The sequence below is a fragment of the Limnofasciculus baicalensis BBK-W-15 genome, from assembly GCF_024178385.1.
Lineage (GTDB): Bacteria > Cyanobacteriota > Cyanobacteriia > Cyanobacteriales > Coleofasciculaceae > Limnofasciculus > Limnofasciculus baicalensis.
In genome coordinates this window covers 1-4,264 of sequence record NZ_JAMZMM010000445.1, presented here as the reverse complement: position 1 = coordinate 4,264, position 4,264 = coordinate 1, and the positions used below count along the sequence as shown (strand labels likewise).

The window sequence follows — 4,264 nt, the reverse complement described above, 5'->3', positions numbered from 1 at the left end:
GGAATCTTCCCACCCAATTCATCTGGATTGTGTGTTACAGTTCCTAAAATAACCACTCCCCATTCCCCAATGACTTACTGCTTTAACCCCAAATGTTCCAAACCGGAAAACCCTAAAAATAATAAATTTTGCCAAAATTGCGGCAAAAAACTACTATTAGCTCAACGATACCGTGGGCAGAAAATTCTTGGTGCTGGCGGATTTGGTAGAACTATATTAGCAGAAGATGAGAGTCAGCCATCGAAACCCCGCTGCGCAATTAAGCAATTCTATCCCCAAAACCAAAATAATGTCCAAAAAGCCACAGAATTATTTCGTCAGGAAGCATTACGTTTGGCAGAATTAGGTAAACATCCGCAAATTCCTGAACTATTAAATCATTTTGAGGAAGACAATTACTTATATATTGTCCAGGAATTTATCGATGGGGAAAATCTCACTCAAGAGTTAGCTGAAAATGGGGCATTTTCCGAAGCTGAGATTCGCAGTCTTTTGAGTGACTTATTACCAGTACTGCAAGCTATTCACAATGTCAATATAATTCATCGCGATATTAAACCAGAAAATATTATTCGCCGTCGTTTAGATCGTAAATTAGTGTTAGTAGATTTTGGTGCGGCTAAATATGCCACGGCAACAAGATTAGCTAAAACTGGGACAACTATTGGTTCGGCGGGTTATGCTGCACCAGAACAAGCTTTTGGTAAAGCAGTATTTGCTAGCGATATTTATAGTTTGGGGGTTACTTCTATTCATTTATTAACTCAAATAGAACCATTTGATTTATACGATCCCATTGAAAGTGGCTTTGTTTGGCAGGATTACTTAGTTGATAATCCTGTCAGTGACGAACTTGCTGAGATTCTAAATAGAATGATTCACACCACTGTCAGGCAACGATATCAGTCAGCAGAAGAGGCAATGGCAGCTTTGGGTATGTTAGGAGAATCCTACACAAAAAAAACAATTACTACTAAAATTGCTACTATCAAAGCTTCTTTAATTACCACTCTTTCTGGACATTTAGATCCAGTATATGGACTGGCATTTAGTCCGGATCGCAAAACTATTGCTAGCGCTAGTGGCGATAACACAGTTAAACTGTGGCAAATTAGTATGGCATGGGAAATTCGGACTCTTGGGGGGTGGTTTTCCAAGCATTTGGATGCTGTTTATACGGTAGCATTTAGCCCGGATGGTAAAACTATTGCTAGTGGAAGTGGTGATAAAAATATTAAACTATGGAACGTGCAAACTGGACAAGAAATTTGTACATTGAAAGGCCATTCTAATTCAGTTAATTCTGTCGCATTTAGTCCCGATGGCCAAACGCTTGTCAGTGGCAGTGCGGATCAAACTATCAAATTTTGGGATATTGCCACCCTGACTCAAACATATAGCTTATTCAAACATTCTAGTTTAGTCTATGGGGTGGCATTTAGTCCAGATGGTAAAATTATTGCTAGTGGTAGTGCGGATCGCACAATTAAATTATGGGATGTGGAGACTGGGCTTGAACTTGCGACTCTGGAAGGTCATACTAATTCAATTCACGCGATCGCATTTAGTCCCGATGGTATGACTCTAGCTAGTGGTAGTTCTGACTTTACCATTAAATTATGGGATATTAATAAACTGAAAGAAAAACACACTCTTAAAGGGCATTTAGTACGAGTACGTGCCCTGGCATTTAGTCCCGATGGACAAATTCTTGTGAGTGGGAGTGTGGATAAAACAATTAAATTCTGGGATCTCCCCACTGGCCAAGAAATTTGTAACCTTAAGCAACATTTTAATTCCGTATGCGCAGTAGCCTTTAGCTCAGATGGACAAACACTTGCTAGTGGTAGTGAGGATAAAACCATTAAAATTTGGCGAATAAATCGTTAAGCTATTTCCTGACTAGTGCAGCGCGGCAGAAGTTTCTCACCAGTTTCATTGATAGTGGTTTTTTCTCCCCTGCTCCCTGCTCAAGAGATCCCTGCTTACAACTGATGGGAAATTTGCTGCCAACCTGCACTTAGTGTCTGATAAAGAATGGGATTTCCCTCCTCGTCGCAAACATCATACTTTTCAGAAATAGTCAAAACTTTTTGACGGAGAAGGAATTTATCTCGGTTGAATACTGAATCAATGGATATTTGCATTCGATGGCTCTCCTTTACATAATCTCCAATGTTTTCCCTTATTCGATCTGAAATCCGAAGTCTGAGTCGGTTTCAACCGACTTAAACTGTTAGACAGTGGTTTTAACCACTGGCGGGTTTTTGCGATCGCGTTGCATATCCACTAAGCATCGCAGCCATAAGACATCATATCGAGAGGGTGCGTTGCGCTACGCGGCAACACACCCTACTTCTATATACCAACCAAATTAGCACTCAAATCCCACATCCGTTCGCCCTTTTCATCATCGCGGGCTTGGGGAGAAACCTTTTGGACAAAAGACTTGCCATCTTTTTTCTGACGATTTCCCCAACTCCAATAAGCACCGGATTGTTTATACTCAGGATCGGAAACCACCATCGCTACCCTTTCCCCAGCTAATTCCTGAGAAACATATCCTCCCGTGATATTCTTCTGAAATAATGGAAATATTTTCTGGAATAAGGGATAGTGGTTTCTAAATAGCGGCGTATCTGCTACACATCCCGGATAAAGGGAACTGAAGATAATTCCGGTTGGTTGGTGATAGCGTCGATGGAGTTCTCGCATCGTTAATACATTACAAACCTTGCTATCCTTATAGGCTTTTACAGGTTCAAACTTTTTGCCATCAATCATCGAGATTGGCTCTTTAAATCCGGCAGCGAAGCCCTCAAAATTGCCTAAATCTGGACGAGGTGGAATCTTCCCACCCAATTCATCTGGATTGTGTGTTACAGTTCCTAAAATAACCAGCCTCCGATCCACCGAATATGACTTCCGGAGATCCTCCATCATGAGATTACAAAGAAGAAAATGACCGAGGTGATTGGTAGTAACACTCAATTCATATCCTTCTGGGCTGCGCAATGGCTCCTTTAATAAAGGCATATAAATTGCCGCATTGCACACCAAAGCCTCCAGAGACTTATACCTAGCCCGGAAATCCTTGACAAACTGCCGCACACTATCCAAAGAACCCAGGTCTATGTGCATAATAGTGTAGCTATCTGAAGATATTCCTACCTCTTTAGCTGCTTTTTCTGCCTTGGGCAAATCCCGACAAGCCATTACCACATGCCATCCTCTTTGGGCAAGCGCTTTGGCCGCATACAAACCCACTCCCGAAGAGGCACCCGTGATTACTACTGTTGACTTCTGATATTGTTCCATTCTCTTGAGACTTTTGCGATCGTCGTTAACTCTATCCATATTACCGGATAGTATAACGTAGGAAATATTTGCGAAAAAACTATTACGATCCGACAAAGTACCATTAAAATGAGATCTTGTACCAATGTCATGTTTGGTAGGGTGCGGATTGCCTGCCAACGGGAAAATAAGCTTTTCAGGTGGCGGTAGGCAATGCCCACCCGACAAAAAACTCTATCCATATTAGCGGATAGTATAACGTAGGAAATATTTGCGAAAAAACTATTATGATCCGACAAAGTACCATTAAATCTAGTCGCACCCTTAGAAAATTCACCAAAGAAAGGGAACAGGGAATGGGGAAAGGGAAACGGCTTAATCTCTCTTCTTTAGGGAAATTCTTTGTTAGTCAACTAGCAACGGCTAGCTTACTCGCCCTAACAATTCCCATTACTCCCGCTCAGGCAGATGTCACTCCATTTGAAATCTGTAGCGCTGAACTTTTGCGCGTCCAACTATCGAGAGAAGTAGCAGCCAGTGCTTGTGCAGAAGCCCTCTCTCCCGATGATTTATCTCTATGTGTCCTCAAAATTAAGGATTTGACACCAATTCCTGCCAATAATGCCGTAGAATCTTGTAGGCGAGTCCGGAGACCGCTAGAATTGGCAAGTTGTGTGGTAGATATTAGCGATCGCATCAAAAATGCTGAAGGAATCTCGGTTTTAGATTATTGCCGCCGCAGTCTTCTCCCTCTACGCTTTTCTGAATGTGTAATCGGCTTAAGTACTGAAATTGACTTTTCACCGCCCAAAGCACTACAAACTTGTATCGCTGCTGAAGATTTTTCTCGTTAATTGTTGTTGGTTATTGGTTATTGGTTGTTGGTTATTGGTTATTGGATTTAGTGAAAGGGAAATTAATAATTTTTTAATTAAAACTCTCTTCCCCACTCCCCACTCCCCACTCC

4 protein-coding genes are annotated in these 4,264 nt (G+C 41.6%); 2 read left to right on the top strand and 2 right to left on the bottom strand.

The features are described 5' to 3' along the window. Positions 1 to 1,890 (top strand): protein kinase domain-containing protein (locus NJ959_RS26265; protein ID WP_309242716.1); only part of this gene is annotated, 1,890 nt, incomplete at its 5' end. Between the two features lie 95 nt (positions 1,891 to 1,985). Here the strand turns inward: NJ959_RS26265 and NJ959_RS26260 are convergent. Both NJ959_RS26260 and NJ959_RS26255 read right to left on the bottom strand, forming a co-directional pair. Then, positions 1,986 to 2,147 (bottom strand): hypothetical protein, encoded by a 162-nt coding sequence (locus NJ959_RS26260; RefSeq protein ID WP_254014710.1) that lies wholly within the window; start codon positions 2,145 to 2,147, stop codon positions 1,986 to 1,988. Between the two features lie 211 nt (positions 2,148 to 2,358). Continuing rightward, complete coding sequence (locus NJ959_RS26255) at positions 2,359 to 3,318, bottom strand: protochlorophyllide reductase (RefSeq protein WP_254014711.1); 960 nt, start codon at positions 3,316 to 3,318, stop codon at positions 2,359 to 2,361. Between the two features lie 266 nt (positions 3,319 to 3,584). On the opposite strand from NJ959_RS26255, the gene NJ959_RS26250 reads away from it, so the two are divergent. After that, positions 3,585 to 4,151: a hypothetical protein gene (locus NJ959_RS26250; RefSeq protein ID WP_254014709.1), complete on the top strand. Its 567-nt coding sequence runs from the start codon at positions 3,585 to 3,587 to the stop codon at positions 4,149 to 4,151. The last annotated feature ends 113 nt before the right edge of the window (positions 4,152 to 4,264 follow it).